Source organism: Massilia sp. WG5 (assembly GCF_001412595.2).
Taxonomy (GTDB): domain Bacteria; phylum Pseudomonadota; class Gammaproteobacteria; order Burkholderiales; family Burkholderiaceae_D; genus Telluria.
The window spans coordinates 4,379,677-4,402,371 of sequence record NZ_CP012640.2 but is presented as its reverse complement, the minus strand read 5'-3'; the positions used below and the strand labels follow the sequence as shown (position 1 = coordinate 4,402,371).

The window sequence follows — 22,695 nt, the reverse complement described above, 5'->3', positions numbered from 1 at the left end:
CATCTCACTTCACCAGCGGCGGGGTTTCGAAGGTGTGGAAAGGCGCCGGGCTCGGCACGGTCCACTCCAGGCCTTCCGCGCCTTCCCAGGGCTTGGCTTCGGCTTTCTGGCCGCCGCGGATGGTCGGAATCACGACGAACAGCAGGAAGTAGACCTGGGTGATGCCGAACAGGAAGGCGCCGATCGACACGATCATGTTGAAGTCGGTGAACTGCACGGCATAGTCGGCATAGCGGCGCGGCATGCCGGCCAGGCCCAGGAAGTGCATCGGGAAGAAAGTCACGTTGAACCAGATCAGCGAGTTCCAGAAATGGAACTTGCCGCGGCCTTCCGGATACATGTGGCCGGTCCATTTCGGGGCCCAGTAGTAGAAGCCGGCGAACAGGGCGAACAGCGAGCCGGCCACCAGCACGTAGTGGAAGTGGGCCACCACGTAATAGGTGTCCTGCACCTGGATGTCGATCGGGGTCACGGCCAGGATCAGGCCGGTGAAGCCGCCCATCGTGAACACGAAGATGAAGCCGACCGCGAACAGCATCGGGGTCTCGAAAGTCATCGAGCCCTTCCACATGGTGGCGACCCAGTTGAACACCTTCACGCCGGTCGGCACCGCGATCAGCATGGTGGCGTACATGAAGAACAGCTGGCTGGTCACCGGCATGCCGGTGGTGAACATGTGGTGGGCCCAGACGATGAAGGACAGGATCGCGATCGACGCGGTCGCATACACCATCGAGGCGTAGCCGAACAGCGGCTTGCGGGCGAAGGCCGGGATGATCTGCGAGACGATGCCGAAGGCCGGCAGGATCATGATGTAGACCTCGGGGTGGCCGAAGAACCAGAAGATGTGCTGGTACATGACCGGGTCGCCGCCGCCTGCCGCGTTGAAGAAGGAGGTGCCGAAGTGACGGTCGGTCAGGGTCATGGTGATGGCGCCCGCCAGCACCGGCATCACGGCAATCAGCAGGTAGGCGGTGATCAGCCAGGTCCAGCAGAACATCGGCATCTTCATCAGGGTCATGCCGGGCGCGCGCATGTTCAGGATGGTGACGATGATGTTAATCGAGCCCATGATCGACGACGCGCCCATGATGTGCAGGGCGAAGATCGCCATGTCCATGCCCGGGCCCATCTGGGTCGACAGCGGTGCGTACAGGGTCCAGCCGGCGGCCGTCGCGCCGCCCGGCACGAAGAAGGAACTGGCCAGCAGGATCGCGGCCGGCGGCAGCAGCCAGAACGAGAAGTTGTTCATGCGCGCGAAGGCCATGTCGGAGGCGCCCACCTGCAGCGGGATCATCCAGTTGGCGAAGCCGACGAAGGCCGGCATGATCGCGCCGAACACCATCACGATGCCGTGCATGGTGGTCAGCTGGTTGAAGAACTCGGGACGGAAGAACTGCAGGCCGGGCTGGAACAGCTCGGTGCGGATCATCAGCGCCAGCACGCCGCCCGAGAGCAGCATGGTGAACGAGAACCACAGGTACAGGGTGCCGATGTCCTTGTGGTTGGTGGCGAACAGCCAGCGGCGCAGGCCGGCCGGGTGGTCGTGGGCGTGATCGTGCGCGTGATCGTGCGCGTGGTCGTGGTGTACGTGATCGATGCTGGAACTCATGGCAGTGTCTCCGAATCCAAACGCTTATTTGCCGCGGGCGGCCAGGACTTCCGACGGCTGGACGATGTTCTCGTCGGCCTTGTTGGTCCAATTATTACGGGTATAGGTGATCACGGACGCGATGTCGGTGTCCGACAGCTGCTTCCATGCCGGCATCGCGCTCGGGTACTTGCCGCTGTGCTTGCCGTTCAGCAGCACGTGGATCTGCTCGGCCTTCGGACCCAGCACGACCGGCGAGCCGACCAGCGAGGCGAAGGCGTTCGGCACGCCCTGGCCGCTGGCCTGGTGGCAGGCCACGCAGTTGGCGCCGTAGATCTTCTCGCCCTTGGTCTTCAGTTCGTCGATGGTCCAGACCTTGTTCGGATCGTCGGCCAGGGCCGCCATTTCCTTCTTCTTGGTGTTGACCCAGGCGGTGTAGTCCTCGGCCGAGACGACCTTCACGACGATCGGCATGAAGGCGTGTTCCTTGCCGCACAGCTCGACGCAGTTGCCGCGGTAGGTACCGACTTTCTCGGCCTTGAACCAGGTGTCGCGCACGAAGCCGGGAATGGCGTCCTGCTTGACGGCGAAGGCCGGGATGGTCCAGGAGTGGATGACGTCGTTGGCGGTCAGCACCAGGCGGACCTTCTTGTGGACCGGCACGACCAGCTCGTTGTCGACTTCGAGCAGGTAGGTGTCGGTGCGCGCGGTGGTCGGCGCAATGCCCGGCTCGCCGACGGCGCTGCGCGGGGTGGACAGGTTCGACAGGAAGCCGATACCCTCGCCCTCGCCCTTCAGGTAGTCGTAACCCCACTTCCACTGCATGCCGGTGACCTTGATGGTCAGGTCCGGGTTCGAGGTGTCCTTCATGGCCACGACCGCGTGGGTGGCGGGCAGCGCCATGCCGATCACGATCAGGAACGGGACCACCGTCCATGCGATCTCGACGGCGGTGGATTCGTGGAAGGTGGCCGCTTTGTGGCCGAGCGATTTGCGGTGCTTGAACACCGAATAGAACATGACGCCGAACACGGCCAGGAAGATGATCAGGCAAACGATCATCATCCAGTTGTGCAGGCTGTAGATATAGTCGCCGATGCCTGTTACGGCGGGCTGCATGTTGAGCTGGTGCGCCACTGGCCGCCCGATCACCTCGGGCTCGGCCCACGCCAGGGCCGGAATGCCGGCCATTGCGAGGCCGGACATCGCCGCTTTTAATCGCTTTGCATAAGTCATGTTGTCCCCAACCACCCAAAAAAAATGAATTTTCTTAAAGAGGCCGGCACTCCATGAACGAACTGCCGCCGCTCCGAAATCCTTCCTGCAAACATCGACCATCAGGGACTACGAGACCAAGATGAACGCCTGTTGCTCGGGCCCCGGACCGCGAAACACGGTTTCCGAAGCCTTTGGTGTTGCTGCAACCAGTTCGACTTCACGCTGTTTCTGCTTAAGTTTTTAGCGTGATGACTGCTTCAGTCGAAAAAAGTGTCATTGATTATACTGAAATCGCTAATTTTTATTCAAGGAAAATTACCTCAACGGCATGGATGTTGCATGATGCACTGCGGCAAGAATGCGACGCTCATTGCGGGCGGGGCGGCGGCTTGGGCTGGAAACGCACGATCGCCTCGCCGGCCGCCGTCACTTTGGGCGCCGGCCGGAATGCATGGCCATAGATGACCTCGAAGGTCAGGCCGAGCTTGCCGTCCGGACGGCGCTGGCTTTCCAGGGCGTCCAGCATGCGCTGCCAGGCCGCGCGCCCGACCAGGCCGCGGCGGCGCGTGGCCAGCGGATTGCCGCCGAAGGCGCGCACGTCGAGCAGCAGCGCCTGCGCGCTGTCGTAGGTGACCGTGATCTGTTCCATGTCCATTACCGGCGTCGTGAAACCTGCCTCCACCAACTGGTCGCCGAAGTCGTGCATGTCGACGAAGGGCAGGCTGTGCGGGGTTTCATCCATCGCCGCAAAGGCGTTGCGCAGCTCGCGGAAGGTGTCCGGACCGAAGTTCGAGAACATCAGCAGGCCCTCCACGCGCAGCACGCGCCGCCATTCCGCGAACACGCGGTCCGGCTGCGGATGCCAGTGCAATGCCAGGTTCGACCATACGAGGTCGATCGAGTTCGGGCCAAGGGGAAGTTGCCCGAAGTCGGCGCAAACGAGATCGATGCCACTCTTGGCCGGCAGCAAACGGCTGAGGAAAGAGCGCGGGACCTGGGTGGCCTCGCCGGCGGCGCCCAGCATGGCCGGCACCGCGTCCATGCCGATCACCTGGGCGGCCGGATAGGCCTTCTGCAACTGGGACAGGTCGGCGCCGGCGCCGCAGCCGGCGTCCAGCACCTGCTGCGGGGAATTCTTCACCAGCGCCAGGCGCTCGAACATGCGGCCGGCGATTTCACGGCGCAGGAAGCTTGATGCCGCCACCCGCGCCGGGTCGGCGAACAGCTGGCGGACGCGCGCCGGGTCGATCGGCGCACTCATTTTGGAGGGGGATTGGGGCGAAGCCATGGTCAACTGCGGTCAAATGAGGACAATGGCGGGAGTGTACATGATGAAACCCGAACCGATCGGAAGCCATGCCGGAACCCCACCCTCCCTGGACCCGCCGCTGGCCGCGCGCCCTCCTCCAACTGCTGCTGCCCTCCAGCTGCGCCCTCTGCGGCGGCGCTTGCGCGGGCGTGGTCTGTGCGCCCTGCCGGGATCATTTTTGCCTGCCAGTCACAAATCGCTGCGCGCGCTGCGCCAACCCGCTACCGGAGGCCGGAACCTGCGGCCGCTGCCTGTCCTATCCTCCCGCCTACGACGCCACCATCTTCGCCGTCGACTACGCCCCACCCCTCGACCACCTGGTCCTGCAGCTGAAATTCAGCGCCCGCCTGCCGCTGGCGCCGTGGTTCGCCGAGATGCTGCGCGACGCCATCCTCGCCAGGAGCGGCCTGCCCCTGCCCGAACTGATCTGCCCGGTACCGCTGGGTCCGGCCCGCCTGGTGGAACGCGGCTTCAACCAGGCCCTGGAAATCGCCCGGCCGCTGGCCGCCGCGCTGGGCGTCACCCTGCACCCGGCGCTGGCGCAGCGCCAGACGGACACCCGCGCCCAGTCGGGCGTCTCGCCGCACGAGCGCGCGGAGAACATCCGCGGCGCCTTCGGCGTCAGCGATCCCGACCTGGTGGAAGGCCGCCACGTCGGCATCGTCGACGACGTCATGACCAGCGGCAGCACGCTGGAAGAGCTGGCGGCCACCTTCAAGCGCTTCGGCGCCGCGCGCGTGACCAACCTGGTGTTCGCGCGCACGCCGCCGCACGCCTGACGCATTGCGCGTTCAGGGCCCCGGCTTCGGATTGTCGGGCAGCGAGGGAAGCGCGCGCAGGTATTCGTAGACGGCGTGCAGGTCGCGGTTGGTCATCTTGCCGTACGCCGGCCATGGCATGACCTGCAGGATCTGGCCGGCTGGATCGTGCGGGTTGTGGCCGGTGCGCAGGGTCTGCACGAACTCCTCGCGCGTCAGCCCCGCCGGACGGCCGGCGTTATCGGGCGTGAGGTTGGGCGCGGTAATGGTCGGCCCGAACATGCGTCCGCCCGCCATGTACTGCTCGGCATTGACGCGCTCGGGCTGTCCCTGGAACGGGTCGCCGCCGGGCGAATAGCTCGGGTGCGTGTGGCAATCGATGCAGGCGCTCGTGTTGACGATGTAGCTGCCCAGCCAGACCATGCCGCGCGACTTGCCCTTCAGGTTCAGCACGACGCCGGGTGGGACGATCTCGCGGCCGCGCTCGATGCGGCCGTCGTTGTCGTTCAGCGAGTCGCTGGCAGCGTTGCCGTTACCGTTGCCATTGCCGTTGCCGTTGCCGGAGCCGGCGCTGGCGAGCATCGGCGGGACGCTGGCCGCGGCCAGGACGATCGCCATCCAGAGATGACGGCGGGTAATACCGAATCTGTTCATAATCCCTCCCTTGTGATCGACCCAGATCAGTATAGGCAGGGATCGTAAATACACCAGCCCGGCTGCACCCCTCGATCCTGATAGGGCGACATTGCAACGGCGCTGACGATCTGCGCTATGCTCCCGCTTCGGGCGGCAGGCAGCCGCCGTGGTCCACTGTCGAGGAGAAGAATTTGTTTCACGTAGTACTGGTTGAGCCCGAAATTCCGCCGAACACCGGCAACGTCATCCGCCTGTGCGCCAACACGGGGGCGCAGCTGCACCTGATCGAGCCGCTCGGCTTTCCGCTGGACGACGCCAAGATGCGCCGCGCCGGCCTCGACTACCACGACTACGCGAGCATGAAGGTGCACAAGAACTGGGAGGCCTTCCTGGCGGACGCGCAACCGGACACCAGCCGCATGTTCGCGATGACGACGCACGGCTCCTCGCCCTTCGCCGACGCGGCGTTCCGGCCCGGCGACGTGTTCGTGTTCGGCGCCGAGTCGCGCGGCCTCGATCCGGCCCTGCGTGAATCCTTCCCGCCGGCCCAGCGCATCCGCCTGCCGATGATGCCGGGGAACCGCAGCCTGAACCTGTCGAACACGGTGGCGGTGGTGGTGTACGAGGCCTGGCGCCAGAATGGGTACGCGGGCGGCGCGTAGGCACGCGGCCGGCGGACTGTCAGATTTGCCAGCTATACCCTCCGCGGGTCGATTGGTAGGATCGGAATGTTTCCATCCATCTACTGATCACAATGCAAAAACTTCTTGCCCTGATGCTGCTGGCCGCTTCCGCAACGGCCGGCGCCGCGTCCGGCGGCCCTGGCCCCTTTGTCTTCTCCAACGAACCGGGCCCCTATCCGGTCGGCGTGCAGGTGAAGCAGCTGTACGACAGCACCCGCGTCTACCTTCCTGCCGTCAACATGGTGACTGGCCAGCCCGAGGCCCATGAGCGGGCGCGGCCGATCCAGGCGATCGTCTGGTATCCGGCCAAAGCCAGGGGCAAGCCGCTCACCTGGCGCGACTACATGGCGACCCGGCCGACCGAGGATGCGTTCTGGCTGTCGCCTGCGGAGGTGCGGCGCTCCATCGACGTGGACTTCGCCGACATCAGCGCCAGCCTGACGCCGGCGATCGCAGACAAGGTGCTGGCCCAGCCGATGTGGGGCAGCCGCGATGCGCCCGCCGCCAGCGGCAAGTTCCCGGTCGTGATCTATGCGCCCAGCCATAGCGCGAATGCCGCCGAAAACGTCGATTTGTGCGAATACCTGGCCAGCCACGGCTATATCGTGATCGCCAGCCGCTCGCTCGGACCGCGCACCAAGGCCATGACGACCGACCTCGAAGGCCTGGAAGCGCAGGCCGGCGACATCGCCTTCCTGATCGGCCAGGCCCACGCGATGCCGCAGGCCGACATGTCGCGCATCGCGGTGGCCGGCTTCAGCTGGGGCGGACTGGCGAACGTGCTGGCGGCGGCGCGGGACGACCGCATCCGCGCGCTGGTGAGCCTGGACGGTTCGGTGCGCTACTGGCCGCAGTACGTCGATGGCGGCAAGGACGCCGCCAAGTACGCGACCCCGGCGCGGCTGGCGGTGCCGATGCTGTTCGTCGGCCGCGAGCGCGAGTCCCTGGAGTCTCTCGCGAAGAACAAGAAGAAGCTCGACTTCAGCATGCTGAACCAGATGACATATGCGGACATGACCGTCGTGACCATGCGCCCGATGACGCACGCGGACTTCGCCGCGGCCACCCACCACTATGCGAACGACGGACACTTCGGCGAATACTCGCGCGACGAAGTGGCGATGGCCTACAGCTGGACCGCGCGCTACGTGGAGCGCTTCCTCGACGCCTACCTGAAGAACGATGCGAAGGCGATGGCCTTCCTGGACAACAAGCCCGCGGCCAACAAGGCGCCGGCCCACATGCTGTCGGTGGAGCGCCGCAAGGGCGCCGGCACCCCGCCGACGCTGGAAGCCTTCGTGCGCGCCCTGCAGACGGGCGGCTACGAGCATGCCCAGGAAGTCTACGACAGGATGCATGCCGCCAGTCCGGAGTTCAGCGTCGAGCCCGTCTGGTGCAACCTGTACGGCTACGAGCTGCTGCGCAGCGGCCGCGCGAAGGAATCGGTGCCCATCTTCCGCCTCGGCGCCAGCCTCGAGCCGGAATGGGGCGGCATCGCCGACAGCCTGGCGGAAGCCTACGAAGCGGTGGGCGAGCGCCAGCTGGCGATCGACGCGTATCGCCGCGCGCTGTCGCTCGATCCGGCGATCGGCCACTCGATCGAACGCCTGAAGGCACTCGGCGCGGAACCGGTGGCGAAGGCTGCCGGTGGCTGAGGCTCAGCCGCCGAACTGGCGGATCCTGGCGACCAGCCTGGTGGTCGAGCGGTCGTGCGCGAAGTCGATCGCGACCGCCTTGCCGCCTTGGGCGATGACTTCCTTCCCCTCCGGGATCTCGGTCATGACGTAGTCGCCGCCCTTGGCGTAGATGTCGGGGCGGGCTTCCTGCACCACCTCCAGCGCGGTGTCCTCGTCGAATTCGACCACCAGGCTGACCGACTCCAGCGCGGCCAGCACGGCCATGCGGTCGTCCATCGTGTTGAGGGGGCGGTCGTCGCCCTTGCCGAGGCGCTTCACGGAGGCGTCGGTGTTGACGGCGACCACCAGCGAAGCGCCCAGTTCGCGCGCCTGGGCCAGGTAGGTGACGTGGCCGCGGTGCAGGATGTCGAAGACGCCGTTGGTGAGGACGACGGGTTTGGGAAGCTGGGCGACGCGTTGTTTCAGCTCGCTGCGGGTGGTGAGTTTGGATTCGAAGGTGGGCATGGGAACTTGGATCCCCGCCTGCGCGGGGACGACGTGCTAAAGATGTCGATTCTAACCTGCGCCGGGCCCGCCCTCTTCCGCTTCCTCGTCCAGCATCATCGACAGCTCGGCCTTAGAGCCACCGCCCTCGGCGCCCGGTCCGCGGCGTTCGCCGGACAGCTTGATCTGCAGGCGCAGGCCGTTGGCCGAGTCGGCGTTGCGGATCGCTTCGTCGTAGCCGATGTAGCCGGCGTTGTAGAGCTCGTACAGCGCCTGGTCGAAGGTGCACATGCCCAGTTCGCGCGACTTGTGCATGATCTCCTTGATGCCGTGGAAGTTCCCCTTCAGGATCATCTCGCTGATGGTCGGCGTGTTCAGCAGGATCTCGATCGCGGCCTTGCGGCCCTTGCCGTCTTCGGTGCGGATCAGGCGCTGCGAGACGATGGCGCGCAGATTCGCGGACAGGTCCATCAGCAGCTGCGGCCTGCGCTCTTCCGGGAAGAAGTTGATGATCCGGTCCATGGTCTGGTTGGCGTTGTTCGCGTGCAGCGTGCCGAGGCACAGGTGGCCGGTCTCGGCGAAGGCGATCGCGTGCTCCATCGTCTCGGTGTCGCGGATCTCGCCGATCAGGATCACGTCCGGCGCCTGGCGCAAAGTATTTTTCAGGGCGTTGTGCCAGGAGTGGGTATCGACCCCGACTTCGCGGTGCGTGACCAGGCAGTTCTTGTTCTTGTGGACGTATTCGACCGGGTCCTCGACCGTGATGATGTGACCGGCCGAGTTGCTGTTGCGGTAGTCGATCATGGCCGCCAGCGTGGTCGACTTGCCGGAGCCGGTGCCGCCGACGACCAGCACCAGGCCGCGCTTGGTCATCACGACTTCCTTCAGCACCTCGGGCAGGTCGAGCTTTTCGAAGCTCGGGATCTCGGAGGCGATCGTACGCACCACCATGCCGACGCTCTGCTGCTGTACGAAGACGTTGACGCGGAAGCGGCAGACGTTCGGCAGCGAGATCGCGAAATTGCACTCCATCTCGGCCTCGAACTCGGCGCGCTGGCGGTCGTTCATCAGCGACAGGGCCAGGGCGCGCGTCACGTCTCCCGTCAGGCGCTGGTTGCTGAGCGGCTTCATCGCGCCCTGGTGCTTCATGCTGGGCGGAAAGTCTGCGGAAATGAAGAGATCCGAACCGCCCTGGTGCTGCATGACGGTCAGCAGCTTGTGCATGTAAGCCTGGGCTTCCGCCGGGCCGAAGGTGGAGGACATGATGGCCTTTTATTAACAACGGGCAACATTACCCGGGACGGGCCATTATATCGACAGCTTTAAAGCTAAAATAGTGTTCACCTACTCAACAAGCGGCAACCGTTGTAATCCTGAAGCCCATGACCCTGACCGAACTCAAATACATCGTTGCCGTCGCGCGCGCCAGGCATTTCGGCCACGCCGCCGAGGCTTGCTTCGTTGCACAGCCGACCTTGTCTGTCGCCATCAAGAAGCTCGAGGATGAGCTGGGCGTCACGCTGTTCGAACGCGGCGGCTCGGAAGTCTCGGTGACGCCGCTGGGCGCGCAGATCGTGGCCCAGGCCGAACGCGTGCTGGAACAGACCGCCGCGATCAAGGAACTGGCCAAGCAGAACAAGGACCCTCTGGCGGGCCCGTTGCGCCTGGGCGTGATCTACACCATCGGCCCCTACCTGCTGCCGCCGCTGGTCAAGAACCTGATCGAGTACGTGCCGCAGATGCCGCTGGTGCTGCAGGAGAATTTCACGGTCAAGCTGCTCGACCTGCTGCGCCAGGGCGAGCTGGACGCCGCCATCATGGCCCTGCCGCTGCCGGAACACGGCATGGCAGTACAACCGCTGTACGACGAGCCCTTCGTGGTTGCGATGCCGAAGACGCACCCCTGGGCCACGCGCAAGGAGATCTCCGCCGAAGACCTCAAGAGCGAGACCATGCTGCTGCTGGGCGCCGGCCACTGCTTCCGCGACCAGGTGCTGGAAGTGTGCCCGGAGATGGCGCGCTTCTCGTCCTCGCCGAGCGCCGGCAACGGCATGCAGCGCACCTTCGAGGGCTCCTCGCTGGAGACGATCCGCCACATGGTCGCCAGCGGCATCGGCCTGACCGTGCTGCCGCGCGCCTCGGTGCCGGACATGAAGGACCCGCACGGCATGCTGAGCTTCGTGCCCTTCCAGGAACCGGCGCCGTCGCGCCGCGTGGTGATCGTCTGGCGCAAGAGTTTTACGCGCCGCGCCGCGATCGACGCCGTGGTGAATGCCGTCGCCGAATGCGGACTGCCGGGCGTGGAGATGGTCACCCTCCAGGCCGCGGCCTGAAACGCTGGGGCGCGGGCGGGGGCGCAAGCGCGGGCACCATCGCGGCCGCCGTCGCCGGTCCGGCGTCCGGATGAAAGCCGGGCAGGCGGCAGGCGCCCGGCGCCGCCGCCGGGTGCACCACGATGCTTTCCAGCAGCTCGGTGCTGCGCCGCGGCGGCTCGCCGCCCATCGCGCAGCGGACCGGCTCCCAGGTCGCCCCCACCTGCCTGAATTCCACCATCTGCACGTGATACCCGCGCCCGCCCTGCTCCACGGCCACCACGGCGGTGTCGCCGTTCACCGCGCCGAGCGCGAAGCGGCGCTGGGGCAGGCCGCTCCCGCTCACGTCGGAGGAATTGAAGCGGTCGCCGCGGTCGGCGATGCCGCCTTCCTCGCCCAGTCCGACGCCCAGCAGGGCCTGGATCCCGGCCGGGAGCTCGCGCAGCGATTGCGCTTCGGTCCACTCGCTCCGGATGCGGTCCCCGTCGGCCTGGTCCGCCCTGGCGCCGGCTTCGACCAGCGCAAAGGAGCCGATTCCGATACCGGCTGCCACCACGATACTTGCGAACTGCATGCATGTCTCCTCATGGTTTTTTCATCATCGAAAGCCGGCATCGTAGCCCGGTCGCGTTCGTCATACTTTGTGCATAGTCGATGGTGCGCCATGAACAGGCTAAAATCTTGATCTTGCAAATTTTCAATTTAAAACCCGAAATGAACAAGCTGGCGCTCTACCTCCGCCTGGTCCGTGCCGACAAGCCGATCGGCATCCTGCTGCTGCTGTGGCCAACCTTGTGGGCCTTGTGGATGGCGTCGGGCGGACGGCCCGATCCGATGCTGGTCCTCATCTTCGTGCTCGGCACCGCCCTGATGCGATCGAGCGGCTGCGCGATCAACGACTACGCCGACCGCGACTTCGACCGCCACGTCAAGCGCACCGTCGACCGCCCGCTGACCAGCGGCCGCATCAAGGGCTGGGAAGCGCTGATGGTCGCGGCGGTGCTGGCGATCGTCTCCTTCCTGCTGATCCTGCCGCTGAACGCGCTGACCAAGCAGCTGTCGGTGGTGGCCGTGATCGTGGCCGGCAGCTATCCCTACTTCAAGCGCTTCTTCGCGATTCCCCAGGCCTATCTCGGAATCGCCTTCGGCTTCGGCATCCCGATGTCCTTCGCCGCCGTGCAGGGCGAGGTGCCGGCGCTGGCCTGGTGGCTGCTGGTGGCGAACGTGTTCTGGGCCGTGGCCTACGATACCGAGTACGCGATGGTCGACCGCGACGACGACCTCAGGATCGGCATCCGCACCTCGGCGATCACGTTCGGCAGATACGATGTAGTCGCCGTCATGCTGTGCTACGCGGCGGCGCTGGGCATCGACCTGGTCTGCGGCTGGATGCTGGGGCTGCGCTGGTGGTTCGTGGCCGGCGTGCTGGTGGCGGCCGGGATGGCGGTCTACCACTACACCCTGATCCGTGGACGCGACCGCATGCAGTGCTTTGCTGCGTTCCGTCATAACAACTGGCTGGGCGCCGCACTGTTCGCAGGTGTCGCGCTAGACTATGCATTCGGTTAATATTGTCCGCAATACACAATTTATCCAACACTCACATCGACGAGGTTCACCCATGATGGAAAAAATCCCGACCCAGACCGGCGCCCGCGACCAGCTGCTGTCCGACCTGAAGACCGTTATCCAGGACGCCGAAGCCTGGCTGCGCCACAGCGGTTCGCTGACCGGCGACGAGCTGAAGGCCGCCAAGGCCAAGTTCGAGCGCACCATCGTCAAGGCCAAGGACGACATCATCCGCCTGGAAGAAGCCGTGGTCGAGAAGACCAAGGTTGCCGCCAAGGCGACCGACGAATACGTGCAGGAAAATCCGTGGAAATCGGTCGGCATCGCCGGTGCGGTCGGTGTCGTGATCGGCATGCTGATCGCCCGTAAATAATGGCCACTCAGTGATGGCGATCCTTGCGGCGGTGGGCCGTATCGCATCGACTCTGGTCACCATGGTCGGCACCCGGCTGGAACTGGCCGCCGTCGAATTCCAGGAAGACGCGCGCCGCCTGCTCGGCTACCTCGCGTGGTCGCTGCTGGCGGTGTTCCTGGCGGCAGCCAGCATCGTGCTGGTCGCGCTGTTCGTCATCCTGCTGTTCTGGGACAGCTACCGGCTGCAGGCCGTGGCCGGCATGGCGGTCCTGCTGGGCATCGGCGCATTGCTCATCGTCTCGAGCGTACGCGCCAGGCTGAATGCCCAGGCGCCCCTGTTCGCGGCCACCCTGGCCGAACTGCGCAAGGATGTCGAGTACGTGCGCCATGCCGCCGGCGCCAATGCGGGAGTCATCGATGAATAAGCTGTCGCTGGCCGCGCGCCGCGCGGAACTCGTCGATCGCTGCGCAGAGCAGCGCACCGGGCTGGCCGTCGAGCTGCAGTCGCTGCGGCCCTCGAACGCGCTCGGCCATCCGCTGGCCGGCTATGTGGTCGGCCACAAGAAGCTGGTGCTGGGCGCGCTCGGCGCCACGCTGGGCCTGGCGCTGATGCGGCGCAAGCGCCTGCTGGCCGTCGCCGCCTCAGGCATGTCGGCCTGGCGCATGGCGCAGAGCGGGCTGGCGATGCTGGCGCAGTTGCGGCGCTAGGACGGCTATTCGGGCGGCCTGCCTTCGTGCATGGCCTGCCTGATCTGCTTGCGCAGCTCGGGCGTATCGGCATGCTTGTGCACGGCCACCGCATGCTGGATCGCGGCTTCGATGAGTTCATCTTCCCTGTCGGCCGCGATCGTGATGCTGCAATTCATTTCGCTTGGAACCTCACGACAGTCGATGTATTTGCGCGTCATGATGATCTCCTGACCAGAGCTACCTGAATCCAGTATAGGCTGGCCTGCCGGCGCTTCAAGCGGCGCCAGGGATCCTTGTGCGATGGCCGCTCAGCCGTCCCGGCCCATCTCCTCGCCCAGCTCGCGCCCGCGCGCCGCCGCCGCCTTCATCGCGTCGACGATGGCCTGCTTCACGCCCGCCGCTTCCATGCTGACGATGGCCGCGTGCGTGGTGCCGCCCTTCGAGGTCACGCGCTGGCGCAGCACCTCGGCCGGTTCGGTGGATTGCGCCGCCAGCTGGGCCGCGCCGGTGAAGGTGGCGATCGCCAGCTCCCTGCCCTGCTCCGCCGTCAATCCCATCTCGAGCGCCGCCTGCTGCATCGCCTCGAGGAAAAAGAACACATAGGCCGGGCCGCTGCCGGACACCGCCGTCACCGGATCGATCGCATCTTCGCTATCGAGCCAGACGGTCTTGCCGACCGCGCGCAGGATGCTGTCGGCGGCGTCCTTCTGCGCCGCGCTCACGCCCGCCATCGCCACCATGCCGGTGATGCCCTGGCCGATCAGGGCCGGCGTATTCGGCATGGTGCGCACGATGGCGCCGTAGCCGCCCAGCCAGCGCGACAAATCCTTGCCGCGGATGCCGGCGGCGATCGACAGCACCAGCGGGCGCGCGTCCAGCTGCGACTGCAGGCGCAGCGCGACGTCGCGCATCTGCTGCGGCTTCACGGCCAGCACGATCACGTCGCTGGCGGCGATGGCGGCGCCGATCTCGGGCGCGGTCGTCACGCCATAACGCTCGCGCAGCCTGTCGAGCGCCGCCGCATTCGGATCGACCACGTGGATGCTTGCTGCCTGCACAAGCTTCCCGGCCAGGCCGGCGATGAGGGCGGTGGCCATGTTGCCGCCGCCGATGAAGCTGATTTTCATAGTGTTCCCTGGTTTATTCATAGTGGCGGGCGCCGAAGATGGCGCTGCCGACGCGCACGATCGTCGCGCCCTCGAGCACCGCCGCGCGCATGTCGCCGGACATGCCCATCGACAGCGTGTCGAGGTGGATGCCGGACTTGACGATGTCCTGGGCCAGTTCGCGCAGGCGCGCGAAGGGCAGGCGCTGCAGCGCCGGGTCTTCCTGCGGCTCGGGGATGGCCATCAGGCCGCGCAGGCGCAGGTTCGGCAGCGCCGCCACCGCCAGCGCCAGCGCGGGCAGCTCCGCCGGCGGGATGCCGCTCTTGCTGGCCTCCCCGCTGATGTTCACCTGCAGGCAGATATTCAGCGGCCCCAGCTCGGGCGGGCGCTGCTCGGACAGGCGCTGGGCGATCTTCAGGCGCTCGACCGTGTGCACCCAGTCGAAATTCGCCGCGATCGGACGCGTCTTGTTCGACTGGATCGGGCCGATGAAATGCCATTCCAGCCGCGTATCCGGTAGCGCTTTTGCGACAGCGGCGATCTTGTCGACGCCTTCCTGCAGATAGTTCTCGCCGAAGGCGCGCTGGCCGCAGGCAGCGGCTTCGAGCACCGCCTCGGCAGGGAAAGTCTTGGATACGGCCAGCAGCTGGACCGTCGAGCGGGGTCTGGACGCGGCCTCGCAGGCTGCCTGGATTGTCGCTTCGACAGCTTGCAAGTTCCCGGCGATTGTGGACATAATGGTTTTCTGTAGGAAATATTTTCGAGCAGCACGCGGCATAACGGGGCCACGCAAACCGTAGCGAAATCCGACGCGCAGCAGGTTTGCGTGGCCCCCACCACAGGATTATAAATGGACATCTCAGAACTCCTCGCCTTCTCGGTCAAGAATAAAGCCTCCGACCTGCACCTCTCGGCCGGCCTGCCGCCGATGATCCGCGTGCACGGCGACGTCCGCCGCATCAACCTGCCGCCGCTGGAGCACAAGGACGTGCACGGCATGATCTATGACATCATGAACGACGGCCAGCGCAAGCAGTACGAAGAGATGCTGGAGTGCGACTTCTCGTTCGCGATTCCCGGCCTGGCGCGTTTCCGCGTCAACGCCTACAACCAGGAACGCGGCGCGTCCGCGGTGATGCGGACCATCCCGTCCAAGATCCTCAGCCTGGAAGAACTGAACGCGCCGAAGATCTTCGGCGAGCTGGCCCTGAGGCCGCGCGGCCTGGTGCTGGTGACCGGCCCGACCGGCTCGGGCAAATCGACCACGCTGGCCGCGATGGTCAACCACCTGAACGAGAATGAGTACGGGCACATCCTGACGATCGAAGACCCGATCGAGTTCGTCCACGACTCCAAGAAATGCCTGATCAACCAGCGCGAAGTCGGCCCGCACACCCTGTCCTTCAACAATGCGCTGCGCTCGGCCCTGCGTGAAGACCCGGACGCGATCCTGGTCGGCGAGCTGCGCGACCTGGAAACGATCCGCCTGGCGCTGTCGGCGGCCGAGACCGGCCACCTGGTGTTCGGCACCCTGCACACCTCGTCGGCGGCCAAGACCATCGACCGTATCGTCGACGTCTTCCCGGCCGAAGAAAAGGAGATGGTACGCGCGATGCTGTCGGAATCGCTGCAGGCCGTGATCTCGCAGACCCTGCTGAAGACCAAGGACGGCGGCGGCCGCGTGGCCGCGCACGAGATCATGATCGGCACGCCGGCAATCCGCAACCTGATCCGCGAAGCCAAGATCGCGCAGATGTACTCGGCGATCCAGACCGGCTCCAGCGTCGGCATGCAGACCCTGGACCAGAACCTGACCGACCTGGTGCGCCGCAACGTGATCTCCAGCGCAGCTGCCCGCTCGGCCGCGAAGATCCCCGAAAACTTCCCGGGCTGAGGATAAGAGATGGAACGCGACCAGGCCTCCAAATTCATGTTCGACCTGCTGCGCCTGATGGTCAGCAAGGGCGGCTCCGACCTGTTCATCACGGCCGGCTTCCCGCCCGCGATCAAGATCGACGGCAGGATGACGCCGGTCTCGAACCAGGCCCTCAACGGCAACCACACGGCCGACCTGGCGCGCGCCATCATGAACGACAAGCAGGCCGCCGGCTTCGAACTGTCGAAAGAGGCGAACTTCGCGATCAGCCCCGGCGACCTGGGACGCTTCCGCGTCTCGGCCTTCATGCAGATGGGCTGCGTGGGCATGGTGCTGCGCGTGATCACGACCACCATCCCGAAGTTCGAGGACCTCGAACTGCCGAGCGTGCTGAAGGACGTGATCATGGCCAAGCGCGGCCTGGTGATCATGGTCGGCGCAACCGGCTCCGGCAAATCGACGACGATGGCGGCGATGGTCGGCTATCGCAACGAGAACAGCTACGGCCACATCATCACCATCGAGGATCCGGTCGAATTCGTCCACCCGCACCGCAACTGCGTGATCACCCAGCGCGAAGTGGGCGTGGACACCGACAGCTTCGAGGCCGCGCTGAAGAACTCCCTGCGCCAGGCGCCGGACGTGATCCAGATCGGCGAGATCCGCGACCGCGAGACCATGGAGCACGCGATCGCCTTTGCGGAGACCGGCCACCTGTGCCTGGCGACCCTGCACGCCAACAGCGCCAACCAGGCGCTCGACCGCATCATCAACTTCTTCCCCGAAGAACGCCGGCAGCAGCTGCTGATGGACCTGTCGCTGAACCTGAAGGGCCTGATCTCGCAGCGCCTGATCCCGAAGAAGGAAGCGAAGGGCCGCGTGGTCGCGATCGAGATCATGCTGAACTCGCCGCTGATTTCCGACCTGATCTTCAAGGGCGAAGTCCACGAGATCAAGGAGATCATGAAGAAGTCGCGCGAGCTCGGCATGCAGACCTTCGACCAGGCCCTGTTCGACCTCTACGAAGCGGACAAGATCAGCTACGAGGATGCGCTGCGCAACGCCGATTCCGTCAACGACCTGCGCCTGAACATCAAACTCAACAGCAAGCACGCGAAGAACCGCGACCTGACGGCCGGGACGGAACACCTCGGGATCGTCTGAGGCCCGGCGCCCGAGGGGCCGACGTACTTAACGCTTGCCGGCCTGCTTCAGCACCTGCTCTTCCGATTCCGCCAGGCGCCGCACCACGTCGCGTCCGGCGCCGCTCCAGAAGTCGACGTCGACGCCGCGGATGCGCGCCGCGACATTCGCGACGTGCTGGCGCGCCGCATTGCGCGCCCCTTCCCCGTCCTGCCGGGCGATGGCCTCGGCAACGGCCCAGTGCTCGTTGCGCAGCTGTGTCTTGATGTCGCCGAAGCGCGGCTGGCTCATGCGGCCGAGGGTGACGGCTTCGTGCAGGAACTGGCGCAGGAAGCCCAGCAGCGAGGTGTAGAGCGGATTCCCGGTCGCGTTGGCGATCGCATTGTGGAAAGCCAGGTCCTCGTCGACGCCATCCCTGCCCGCCGACACCGCCTTGTCGATCGCCACCAGCGCCTGCTGGATCTCGTCGTTCTGGGCCTCGGTGCGGCGCTCGGCCGCCAGCGCCGCCACTTCGGCTTCGAGGCCGCCGCGCAGTTCCATCACCCGCAGCACGGCCTGCACCGAGCTTTCGACGTCGACATCGATCTGGAAGCGCGCCGGCTGGCTCGCGCCGACGATCAGCGTGCCCTTGCCCTGGTGGGTGGCGACCAGTCCCTCGGCCTTCAGGCGCGAGACGGCTTCGCGGATCACGGTCCGGCTGACGCCGAAACGCTCGGCCAGCGCCGCCTCGGCCGGCAGGCGCGTCCCTGTGGCAAATTCGCCACTTCTGATTTTCTCCAGAAGAACCTCGGTAACACGGTCTGACAGCGTGCCTGGAGCCACGATTGCTTCTTTTGATGTACCTGCATGCGCCATGCATGACTCCTTACTACATTGATCGACCAGTAAAACGCGATTGACAATTATATAGGCACTTGCCTACACTGGAAACCAACTTGTATGACATGTTATTGTCATACAAGTTGGAGACAACCGGCCCGGCAATAAAACAAACACACGGGTTGGTCAAATGACTATCTGAGGAGAATTAAAAGATGTGGAGTCAAGTGTATGACCCGTTGGGCAACGCCGTCCTATCGACGCTAGCGGCAGCCATCCCCGTTGCCGTGATGCTGGCGGCGCTCGCTTTCTTTCATATCAAGGCCCACATAGCCGCCCTGCTCGGCCTGGCCGCCGCGCTGCTGGTGGCCATTTTCGCGTATGCGATGCCGGCCCAGACCGCGGTCTCGGCCGCCCTGTACGGCGCCGCCAACGGCCTGCTGCCGATCGGCTGGATCATCCTGAACGTGATCTTCCTGTACCAGCTGACCGATCGCAAGGGCTACTTCAAGGTCCTGCAGGAATCGATCACCGGCATCACTACCGATCGCCGCCTGCAACTGCTGCTGGTGGCGTTTTCCTTCGGCGCCTTCTTCGAGGGCGCGGGCGGCTTCGGCACCCCGGTGGCCGTGACCGGCGCCATGCTGATCGGCCTGGGCTTCGCCCCGCTGGCCGCCTCCGGCCTGTCGCTGATCGCGAATACCGCGCCAGTGGCCTTCGGCGCGCTCGGCTCCCCGCTGATCGCACTGGCCGGCGTCACCGGCCTCGACCTGCTGCAGCTGTCGGGCATGGTCGGCCGCCAGCTGCCCTTCTTCTCGATCCTGGTGCCGTTCTGGCTGATCTGGGCCTTCTGCGGCTTCGCCGGCATGGCCGCGATCTGGCCGGCCATCCTGGTCGCGGGCGCCGCCTTCGCCATCCCGCAATACCTGATCTCGAACTTCCACGGCCCGTGGCTGGTCGACGTCGGCGCCTCGATCTCGTCGATGCTGTTCCTGACCCTGTTCCTCAAGGTCTGGAAGCCGGCCAAGATCTGGACCAATACCGCAGGCAAGTTCAAGGCCACCGCCGGCGCGAATGCCCCTGCGTTTGCCAACGGCGATGAGCCGGATCCCGCACCGATCGTCCATAACCACCCGCGCGCGGCCGTGCTGAAGGCCTGGATGCCGTGGCTGATCCTGTCGGTGCTGGTGTTCCTGTGGGGTATCCCCGAGTGGAAGAAGATGCTCGACGGCCTGTCGGTCTTCAAGTACGACTGGCCCGCCCTGCACAAGGTGGTGCAGAAGATGCCGCCGGTCGCCAGCAAGCCGACCGCCGAAGCGGCCGTCTACACGCTCAACTGGCTGTCCGCCACCGGCTCCGGCATCCTGGCCGCCGCCATCATTTCCGGCCTGATCATGGGCTACAAGGTGCGCGAGCTGTTCGCCGTGTACTGGGCCACGATCAAGCTGCTGCGCTTCTCGCTGCTGACCATCGCCGCCATGCTGGCGCTTGGCTACACCACCCGCTACTCGGGCCTCGACTCGACCCTCGGCCTGGCGTTCTCGCATACCGGCGTGCTGTATCCCTTCTTCGGCACCCTGCTCGGCTGGCTCGGCGTCGCGCTGACCGGCTCCGACACCGCCTCCAATGTGCTGTTCGGCGGCCTGCAGAAGACCTCGGCCACCCAGCTCGGCCTGAATCCGGTGCTGATGGCGGCGGCCAACTCGTCGGGCGGCGTGATGGGAAAGATGATCGACGCCCAGTCGATCGTGGTGGCGTCCACCGCGACCAAATGGTATGGCCATGAAGGCGACATCCTGCGCTACGTGTTCTTCCATTCGATCGCCCTGGCCTGCCTGGTCGGCATCCTGGTGACGCTGCAGGCCTACGTTTATCCGTTCACCGCGCTGGTCAGGTAAGCGCGGCCATTTCAAGAGGAAACCATGAAGATGTCTCCCGATCCGGAAAACCTGCTGGCACGGCGCCGCCAGGTAGTGCAGGCCCTGCGTCCGGTACTGCCGGACCGTTGCCTGCTGGCCGAGCCGGAGGACACCCGGCCCTACGAGTGCGACGGCCTGTCGGCCTACCGCCAGCTGCCGATGGTGGTGGTCCTGCCCGAGACCGAGCAGCAGGTCATCGACATCCTGGCGGTCTGCCGCGCGCTGCAGGTGCCGATCGTGCCGCGCGGCGCCGGCACCGGGCTGTCCGGCGGCGCCATGCCGATCGCCGACGGCGTGGTGCTGTCCACCGCGAAGCTGAACAGGATCGTGCGCGTCGACCTGGCGTCGCGCACGGCGGTGGCCCAGCCGGGCGTGCGCAACCTCGCCATCTCGGAGGCCGCCGCGCCGCTCGGGCTGTACTACGCGCCGGACCCCTCGTCGCAGATCGCCTGCAGCATCGGCGGCAACGTCGCCGAGAACTCGGGCGGCGTGCACTGCCTGAAGTACGGCCTCACCGTGCACAACGTGCTGCGCGTGCGCGTCGTGACGATCGACGGCGACGTCGTCGAACTGGGCAGCGAGGCGCCGGACGCGCCCGGCCTCGACCTGCTGGCCGTCTTCATCGGCTCGGAGGGCATGCTGGGCGTGGTCACCGAAGTCACGGTCAAGCTGGTGCCCAAGCCCGCCGCGGCGCGCGTGATCATGGCTTCCTTCGATGACGTGGTCACCGGCGGCAACGCGGTGGCCAGCGTGATCGCGGCCGGCATCATCCCCGCCGGCCTGGAAATGATGGACCGCACCTCCTCGCGCATGGTCGAGCCTTTCGTGAAGGCCGGCTACGACACCGAGGCGGCCGCGATCCTGCTGTGCGAGGCGGACGGCACCGAGCTCGAAGTCGCCGAGGAGATCGAGCGCATGGCCGAGGTGCTGCAGGCCGCCGGCGCAAGCGCGATCACGGTCTCGCAGAACGAGGCCGAGCGCCTGCGCTTCTGGTCCGGCCGCAAGAACGCCTTCCCGGCCGCCGGCCGCATCTCGCCGGACTACTACTGCATGGACGGCACCATCCCGCGCAAGCAGCTGGCCCACGTGCTGACCAGCATCGAGAAGATGGAGACCACCTATGGCCTGCGCTGCGCGAACGTATTCCACGCCGGCGACGGCAATATGCACCCCCTGATCCTGTTCGATGCCAACCAGCCCGGCGAATTCGAACGCGCCGAGGCCTTCGGCGCGGACATCCTGGCGCTGTGCGTCGAGGTCGGCGGCACCATCACCGGCGAGCACGGGGTCGGCATCGAGAAGATCAACTCGATGTGCGTGCAGTTCTCGAGCGCCGAGCTGGACGCCTTCCACGCCGTCAAGCGGGCCTTCGACCCGCACCGGCTGCTCAACCCCGACAAGGCGATTCCGACGCTGAACCGCTGCGCCGAATTCGGCAGGATGCACGTGTCCGGCGGCGTCACCCGCTTCGCGCACCTGCCGCGCTTCTGAGAGGATCGAACACGAATGGAACAGGTACTTCAGGAATTCCGCGAACGCATCGCCGCCGCGCACGCCGCGCGCACGCCGCTGCGCCTGCGCGGCGGCGGCAGCAAGGACTGGTACGGACAGGCGGTCGAGGGCGAGGTCCTCGATACGCGCCCGTACCGCGGCATCGTCGACTACGAACCTTCCGAACTGGTGGTGACGGTGCGCTGCGGCACCCCGCTGGCCGAACTCGAAGAGGTGCTGGCCGCGCAGAACCAGATGCTGGCCTTCGAGCCACCCCACTTCGGTCCCGGCGCCACCGTCGGCGGCATGGTCGCCAGCGGCCTGTCGGGCCCGCGGCGCCAGGGCGCCGGCGCCCTGCGCGACTTCGTCCTCGGCGCCGACCTGGTGGACGGGCGCGGCGAGCTGCTCCACTTCGGCGGCAAGGTCATGAAGAATGTCGCCGGCTACGACGTCTCGCGCCTGCTGGCCGGTTCGCTCGGCACCCTCGGCCTGGTGGCCAGCGTGTCGCTGAAAGTCCTGCCGCGCCCGGTGCGCGAGACCACGCTGCAGTTCGAGCTCGGCCAGCAGGATGCGCTGGACTGCCTCAATGACTGGAGCGGGCGCGCCTTGCCGATCTCGGCAAGCGCCTGGCAGGGCGGCAGGCTGGCGCTGCGCCTGTCGGGCGCCGGCGCGGCGGTCGACGCCGCTGCGCGCGAACTCGGCGGTGAAACGATGGCGAATGCCGACTGCTTCTGGCACGACCTGCGCGAGCAGAACGCCGACTTCTTCATCGGCGCCCACGGCACCGGCCTGTGGCGCCTCGCCCTGCCGTCGACCACCCCGGCGCTGGACCTGCCGGGGCGCCAGCTGATCGAATGGGGCGGCGGCCAGCGCTGGGTGCTCGGCAGTTCCAACCTGGACATCGAGGCCACGGAGATCCGCAGGATGGCGGCCGCGCGCGGCGGCCATGCGACCCTGTTCCGTGGCGGCGACAAGCGCCTCGGCGTCTTCGCGCCGCTGCAGCCCGCCCTCGCGCGCATCCACCAGCGCCTCAAGGAAACCTTCGATCCCGCGGGGATCTTCAATCCCGCGCGCATGTACAACGAATTTTGACGCGTCCTG

Annotated in this window: 24 protein-coding genes; 13 read left to right on the top strand and 11 right to left on the bottom strand. The window is 66.1% G+C overall.

Annotated features, from left to right (window positions below):
- Positions 1 to 4: 4 nt before the first annotated feature.
- From ctaD to AM586_RS19640, 3 genes are all read right to left on the bottom strand, one after another.
- Entirely contained in the window at positions 5 to 1,612 is a 1,608-nt protein-coding gene (gene ctaD / locus AM586_RS19650; protein ID WP_052233525.1) for a cytochrome c oxidase subunit I, read from the bottom strand.
- Positions 1,613 to 1,636: 24 nt separating this feature from the next.
- Complete coding sequence (coxB, locus tag AM586_RS19645; RefSeq protein ID WP_052233526.1) at positions 1,637 to 2,827, bottom strand: cytochrome c oxidase subunit II; 1,191 nt, start codon at positions 2,825 to 2,827, stop codon at positions 1,637 to 1,639.
- A gap of 349 nt (positions 2,828 to 3,176) precedes the next feature.
- Positions 3,177 to 4,097 (bottom strand): methyltransferase domain-containing protein, encoded by a 921-nt coding sequence (locus AM586_RS19640; RefSeq protein ID WP_229411120.1) that lies wholly within the window; start codon positions 4,095 to 4,097, stop codon positions 3,177 to 3,179.
- A gap of 68 nt (positions 4,098 to 4,165) precedes the next feature.
- On the opposite strand from AM586_RS19640, the gene AM586_RS19635 reads away from it, so the two are divergent.
- Positions 4,166 to 4,897: a ComF family protein gene (locus AM586_RS19635; RefSeq protein ID WP_052233528.1), complete on the top strand. Its 732-nt coding sequence runs from the start codon at positions 4,166 to 4,168 to the stop codon at positions 4,895 to 4,897.
- A 12-nt stretch (positions 4,898 to 4,909) separates the two neighbouring features.
- Here the strand turns inward: AM586_RS19635 and AM586_RS19630 are convergent, their stop codons facing one another.
- A complete protein-coding gene (locus AM586_RS19630) occupies positions 4,910 to 5,530 on the bottom strand; it encodes a cytochrome C (RefSeq protein WP_156328153.1) in 621 nt (206 codons plus the stop codon).
- 173 nt (positions 5,531 to 5,703) lie between these two features.
- Between AM586_RS19630 and trmL the strand changes: the two genes are divergently transcribed.
- A complete protein-coding gene (trmL, locus tag AM586_RS19625) occupies positions 5,704 to 6,174 on the top strand; it encodes a tRNA (uridine(34)/cytosine(34)/5-carboxymethylaminomethyluridine(34)-2'-O)-methyltransferase TrmL (RefSeq protein WP_052233530.1) in 471 nt (156 codons plus the stop codon).
- A gap of 92 nt (positions 6,175 to 6,266) precedes the next feature.
- Positions 6,267 to 7,850, top strand: a complete 1,584-nt coding sequence (locus AM586_RS19620) for a dienelactone hydrolase family protein (protein ID WP_109370491.1) — start codon at positions 6,267 to 6,269, stop codon at positions 7,848 to 7,850.
- Positions 7,851 to 7,853: 3 nt separating this feature from the next.
- Here AM586_RS19620 and rfaE2 read toward each other — a convergent pair whose 3' ends face one another.
- Together rfaE2 and AM586_RS19610 are read right to left on the bottom strand one after the other, a co-directional pair.
- A complete protein-coding gene (rfaE2, locus tag AM586_RS19615) occupies positions 7,854 to 8,336 on the bottom strand; it encodes a D-glycero-beta-D-manno-heptose 1-phosphate adenylyltransferase (RefSeq protein WP_052233532.1) in 483 nt (160 codons plus the stop codon).
- A gap of 51 nt (positions 8,337 to 8,387) precedes the next feature.
- Positions 8,388 to 9,578 (bottom strand): PilT/PilU family type 4a pilus ATPase, encoded by a 1,191-nt coding sequence (locus tag AM586_RS19610; protein WP_052233533.1) that lies wholly within the window; start codon positions 9,576 to 9,578, stop codon positions 8,388 to 8,390.
- 119 nt (positions 9,579 to 9,697) lie between these two features.
- Here AM586_RS19610 and AM586_RS19605 point away from each other — a divergent pair, with 119 nt between their 5' ends.
- The gene (locus AM586_RS19605; protein WP_052233534.1) at positions 9,698 to 10,648 is read left to right on the top strand and encodes a hydrogen peroxide-inducible genes activator; all 951 of its coding nucleotides are present in this window, start codon (positions 9,698 to 9,700) and stop codon (positions 10,646 to 10,648) included.
- On the opposite strand, the gene AM586_RS19600 is transcribed toward AM586_RS19605, so the two are convergent.
- Positions 10,626 to 11,201, bottom strand: coding sequence for a hypothetical protein (locus AM586_RS19600; protein ID WP_052233535.1), 576 nt, complete (start codon positions 11,199 to 11,201; stop codon positions 10,626 to 10,628). The two genes, AM586_RS19605 and AM586_RS19600, sit on opposite strands and share 23 nt — an antisense overlap.
- Before the next feature lie 140 nt (positions 11,202 to 11,341).
- On the opposite strand from AM586_RS19600, the gene ubiA reads away from it, so the two are divergent.
- The 4 genes from ubiA to AM586_RS19580 are packed head-to-tail and all read left to right on the top strand — an operon-like array spanning position 11,342 to position 13,258.
- The gene (ubiA, locus tag AM586_RS19595; protein WP_052233536.1) at positions 11,342 to 12,196 is read left to right on the top strand and encodes a 4-hydroxybenzoate octaprenyltransferase; all 855 of its coding nucleotides are present in this window, start codon (positions 11,342 to 11,344) and stop codon (positions 12,194 to 12,196) included.
- A 52-nt stretch (positions 12,197 to 12,248) separates the two neighbouring features.
- On the top strand, positions 12,249 to 12,569 hold the full coding sequence (locus tag AM586_RS19590) for a YqjD family protein (RefSeq protein ID WP_052233537.1): 321 nt from the start codon (positions 12,249 to 12,251) through the stop codon (positions 12,567 to 12,569).
- A 13-nt stretch (positions 12,570 to 12,582) separates the two neighbouring features.
- Positions 12,583 to 12,975 (top strand): phage holin family protein, encoded by a 393-nt coding sequence (locus tag AM586_RS19585; RefSeq protein WP_052233538.1) that lies wholly within the window; start codon positions 12,583 to 12,585, stop codon positions 12,973 to 12,975.
- Positions 12,968 to 13,258, top strand: coding sequence for a hypothetical protein (locus AM586_RS19580; protein WP_052233539.1), 291 nt, complete (start codon positions 12,968 to 12,970; stop codon positions 13,256 to 13,258). Before AM586_RS19585 ends, AM586_RS19580 begins: the two co-directional genes overlap by 8 nt.
- Positions 13,259 to 13,263: 5 nt before the next feature.
- On the opposite strand, the gene AM586_RS19575 is transcribed toward AM586_RS19580, so the two are convergent.
- The 3 genes from AM586_RS19575 to AM586_RS19565 form a co-directional block, all read right to left on the bottom strand.
- Positions 13,264 to 13,458 (bottom strand): DUF1059 domain-containing protein, encoded by a 195-nt coding sequence (locus AM586_RS19575; protein WP_052233540.1) that lies wholly within the window; start codon positions 13,456 to 13,458, stop codon positions 13,264 to 13,266.
- A 90-nt stretch (positions 13,459 to 13,548) separates the two neighbouring features.
- Positions 13,549 to 14,367 (bottom strand): pyrroline-5-carboxylate reductase, encoded by an 819-nt coding sequence (gene proC, locus AM586_RS19570; RefSeq protein ID WP_052233541.1) that lies wholly within the window; start codon positions 14,365 to 14,367, stop codon positions 13,549 to 13,551.
- Between the two features lie 13 nt (positions 14,368 to 14,380).
- A complete protein-coding gene (locus AM586_RS19565) occupies positions 14,381 to 15,082 on the bottom strand; it encodes a YggS family pyridoxal phosphate-dependent enzyme (RefSeq protein ID WP_052233542.1) in 702 nt (233 codons plus the stop codon).
- A 114-nt stretch (positions 15,083 to 15,196) separates the two neighbouring features.
- On the opposite strand from AM586_RS19565, the gene AM586_RS19560 reads away from it, so the two are divergent.
- Together AM586_RS19560 and AM586_RS19555 are read left to right on the top strand one after the other, a co-directional pair.
- Entirely contained in the window at positions 15,197 to 16,240 is a 1,044-nt protein-coding gene (locus tag AM586_RS19560) for a type IV pilus twitching motility protein PilT (protein WP_052233543.1), read from the top strand.
- Positions 16,241 to 16,249: 9 nt separating this feature from the next.
- Complete coding sequence (locus AM586_RS19555) at positions 16,250 to 17,386, top strand: PilT/PilU family type 4a pilus ATPase (protein WP_052233544.1); 1,137 nt, start codon at positions 16,250 to 16,252, stop codon at positions 17,384 to 17,386.
- 27 nt (positions 17,387 to 17,413) lie between these two features.
- Here the strand turns inward: AM586_RS19555 and AM586_RS19550 are convergent, their stop codons facing one another.
- Complete coding sequence (locus AM586_RS19550) at positions 17,414 to 18,187, bottom strand: FadR/GntR family transcriptional regulator (protein WP_229411121.1); 774 nt, start codon at positions 18,185 to 18,187, stop codon at positions 17,414 to 17,416.
- Between the two features lie 212 nt (positions 18,188 to 18,399).
- Between AM586_RS19550 and AM586_RS19545 the strand changes: the two genes are divergently transcribed.
- The 3 genes from AM586_RS19545 to glcE are packed head-to-tail and all read left to right on the top strand — an operon-like array spanning position 18,400 to position 22,686.
- Positions 18,400 to 20,082, top strand: coding sequence for an L-lactate permease (locus AM586_RS19545; protein ID WP_052233546.1), 1,683 nt, complete (start codon positions 18,400 to 18,402; stop codon positions 20,080 to 20,082).
- Positions 20,083 to 20,106: 24 nt separating this feature from the next.
- Complete coding sequence (locus AM586_RS19540) at positions 20,107 to 21,594, top strand: FAD-linked oxidase C-terminal domain-containing protein (RefSeq protein WP_052233547.1); 1,488 nt, start codon at positions 20,107 to 20,109, stop codon at positions 21,592 to 21,594.
- A 15-nt stretch (positions 21,595 to 21,609) separates the two neighbouring features.
- Complete coding sequence (glcE, locus tag AM586_RS19535; protein WP_052233548.1) at positions 21,610 to 22,686, top strand: glycolate oxidase subunit GlcE; 1,077 nt, start codon at positions 21,610 to 21,612, stop codon at positions 22,684 to 22,686.
- The last annotated feature ends 9 nt before the right edge of the window (positions 22,687 to 22,695 follow it).

Excerpts from the sequence above, each read along its gene's own strand:
- AM586_RS19600 (WP_052233535.1), bottom strand. The coding sequence starts at position 11,201 with ATGCAGTTCGCAAGTATCGTGGTGGCAGCCGGTATCGGAATCGGCTCC.
- AM586_RS19585 (WP_052233538.1), top strand. The coding sequence starts at position 12,583 with ATGGCGATCCTTGCGGCGGTGGGCCGTATCGCATCGACTCTGGTCACC.
- AM586_RS19605 (WP_052233534.1), top strand. The coding sequence starts at position 9,698 with ATGACCCTGACCGAACTCAAATACATCGTTGCCGTCGCGCGCGCCAGG.
- AM586_RS19610 (WP_052233533.1), bottom strand. The coding sequence starts at position 9,578 with ATGTCCTCCACCTTCGGCCCGGCGGAAGCCCAGGCTTACATGCACAAG.
- glcE (WP_052233548.1), top strand. The coding sequence starts at position 21,610 with ATGGAACAGGTACTTCAGGAATTCCGCGAACGCATCGCCGCCGCGCAC.
- proC (WP_052233541.1), bottom strand. The coding sequence starts at position 14,367 with ATGAAAATCAGCTTCATCGGCGGCGGCAACATGGCCACCGCCCTCATC.
- AM586_RS19620 (WP_109370491.1), top strand. The coding sequence starts at position 6,267 with ATGCAAAAACTTCTTGCCCTGATGCTGCTGGCCGCTTCCGCAACGGCC.
- rfaE2 (WP_052233532.1), bottom strand. The coding sequence starts at position 8,336 with ATGCCCACCTTCGAATCCAAACTCACCACCCGCAGCGAGCTGAAACAA.
- AM586_RS19580 (WP_052233539.1), top strand. The coding sequence starts at position 12,968 with ATGAATAAGCTGTCGCTGGCCGCGCGCCGCGCGGAACTCGTCGATCGC.
- AM586_RS19635 (WP_052233528.1), top strand. The coding sequence starts at position 4,166 with ATGCCGGAACCCCACCCTCCCTGGACCCGCCGCTGGCCGCGCGCCCTC.
- AM586_RS19565 (WP_052233542.1), bottom strand. The coding sequence starts at position 15,082 with ATGTCCACAATCGCCGGGAACTTGCAAGCTGTCGAAGCGACAATCCAG.
- ctaD (WP_052233525.1), bottom strand. The coding sequence starts at position 1,612 with ATGAGTTCCAGCATCGATCACGTACACCACGACCACGCGCACGATCAC.
- AM586_RS19590 (WP_052233537.1), top strand. The coding sequence starts at position 12,249 with ATGATGGAAAAAATCCCGACCCAGACCGGCGCCCGCGACCAGCTGCTG.
- AM586_RS19575 (WP_052233540.1), bottom strand. The coding sequence starts at position 13,458 with ATGACGCGCAAATACATCGACTGTCGTGAGGTTCCAAGCGAAATGAAT.
- AM586_RS19540 (WP_052233547.1), top strand. The coding sequence starts at position 20,107 with ATGAAGATGTCTCCCGATCCGGAAAACCTGCTGGCACGGCGCCGCCAG.
- AM586_RS19555 (WP_052233544.1), top strand. The coding sequence starts at position 16,250 with ATGGAACGCGACCAGGCCTCCAAATTCATGTTCGACCTGCTGCGCCTG.
- AM586_RS19640 (WP_229411120.1), bottom strand. The coding sequence starts at position 4,097 with ATGGCTTCGCCCCAATCCCCCTCCAAAATGAGTGCGCCGATCGACCCG.
- coxB (WP_052233526.1), bottom strand. The coding sequence starts at position 2,827 with ATGACTTATGCAAAGCGATTAAAAGCGGCGATGTCCGGCCTCGCAATG.
- AM586_RS19630 (WP_156328153.1), bottom strand. The coding sequence starts at position 5,530 with ATGAACAGATTCGGTATTACCCGCCGTCATCTCTGGATGGCGATCGTC.
- AM586_RS19545 (WP_052233546.1), top strand. The coding sequence starts at position 18,400 with ATGTGGAGTCAAGTGTATGACCCGTTGGGCAACGCCGTCCTATCGACG.
- ubiA (WP_052233536.1), top strand. The coding sequence starts at position 11,342 with ATGAACAAGCTGGCGCTCTACCTCCGCCTGGTCCGTGCCGACAAGCCG.
- AM586_RS19560 (WP_052233543.1), top strand. The coding sequence starts at position 15,197 with ATGGACATCTCAGAACTCCTCGCCTTCTCGGTCAAGAATAAAGCCTCC.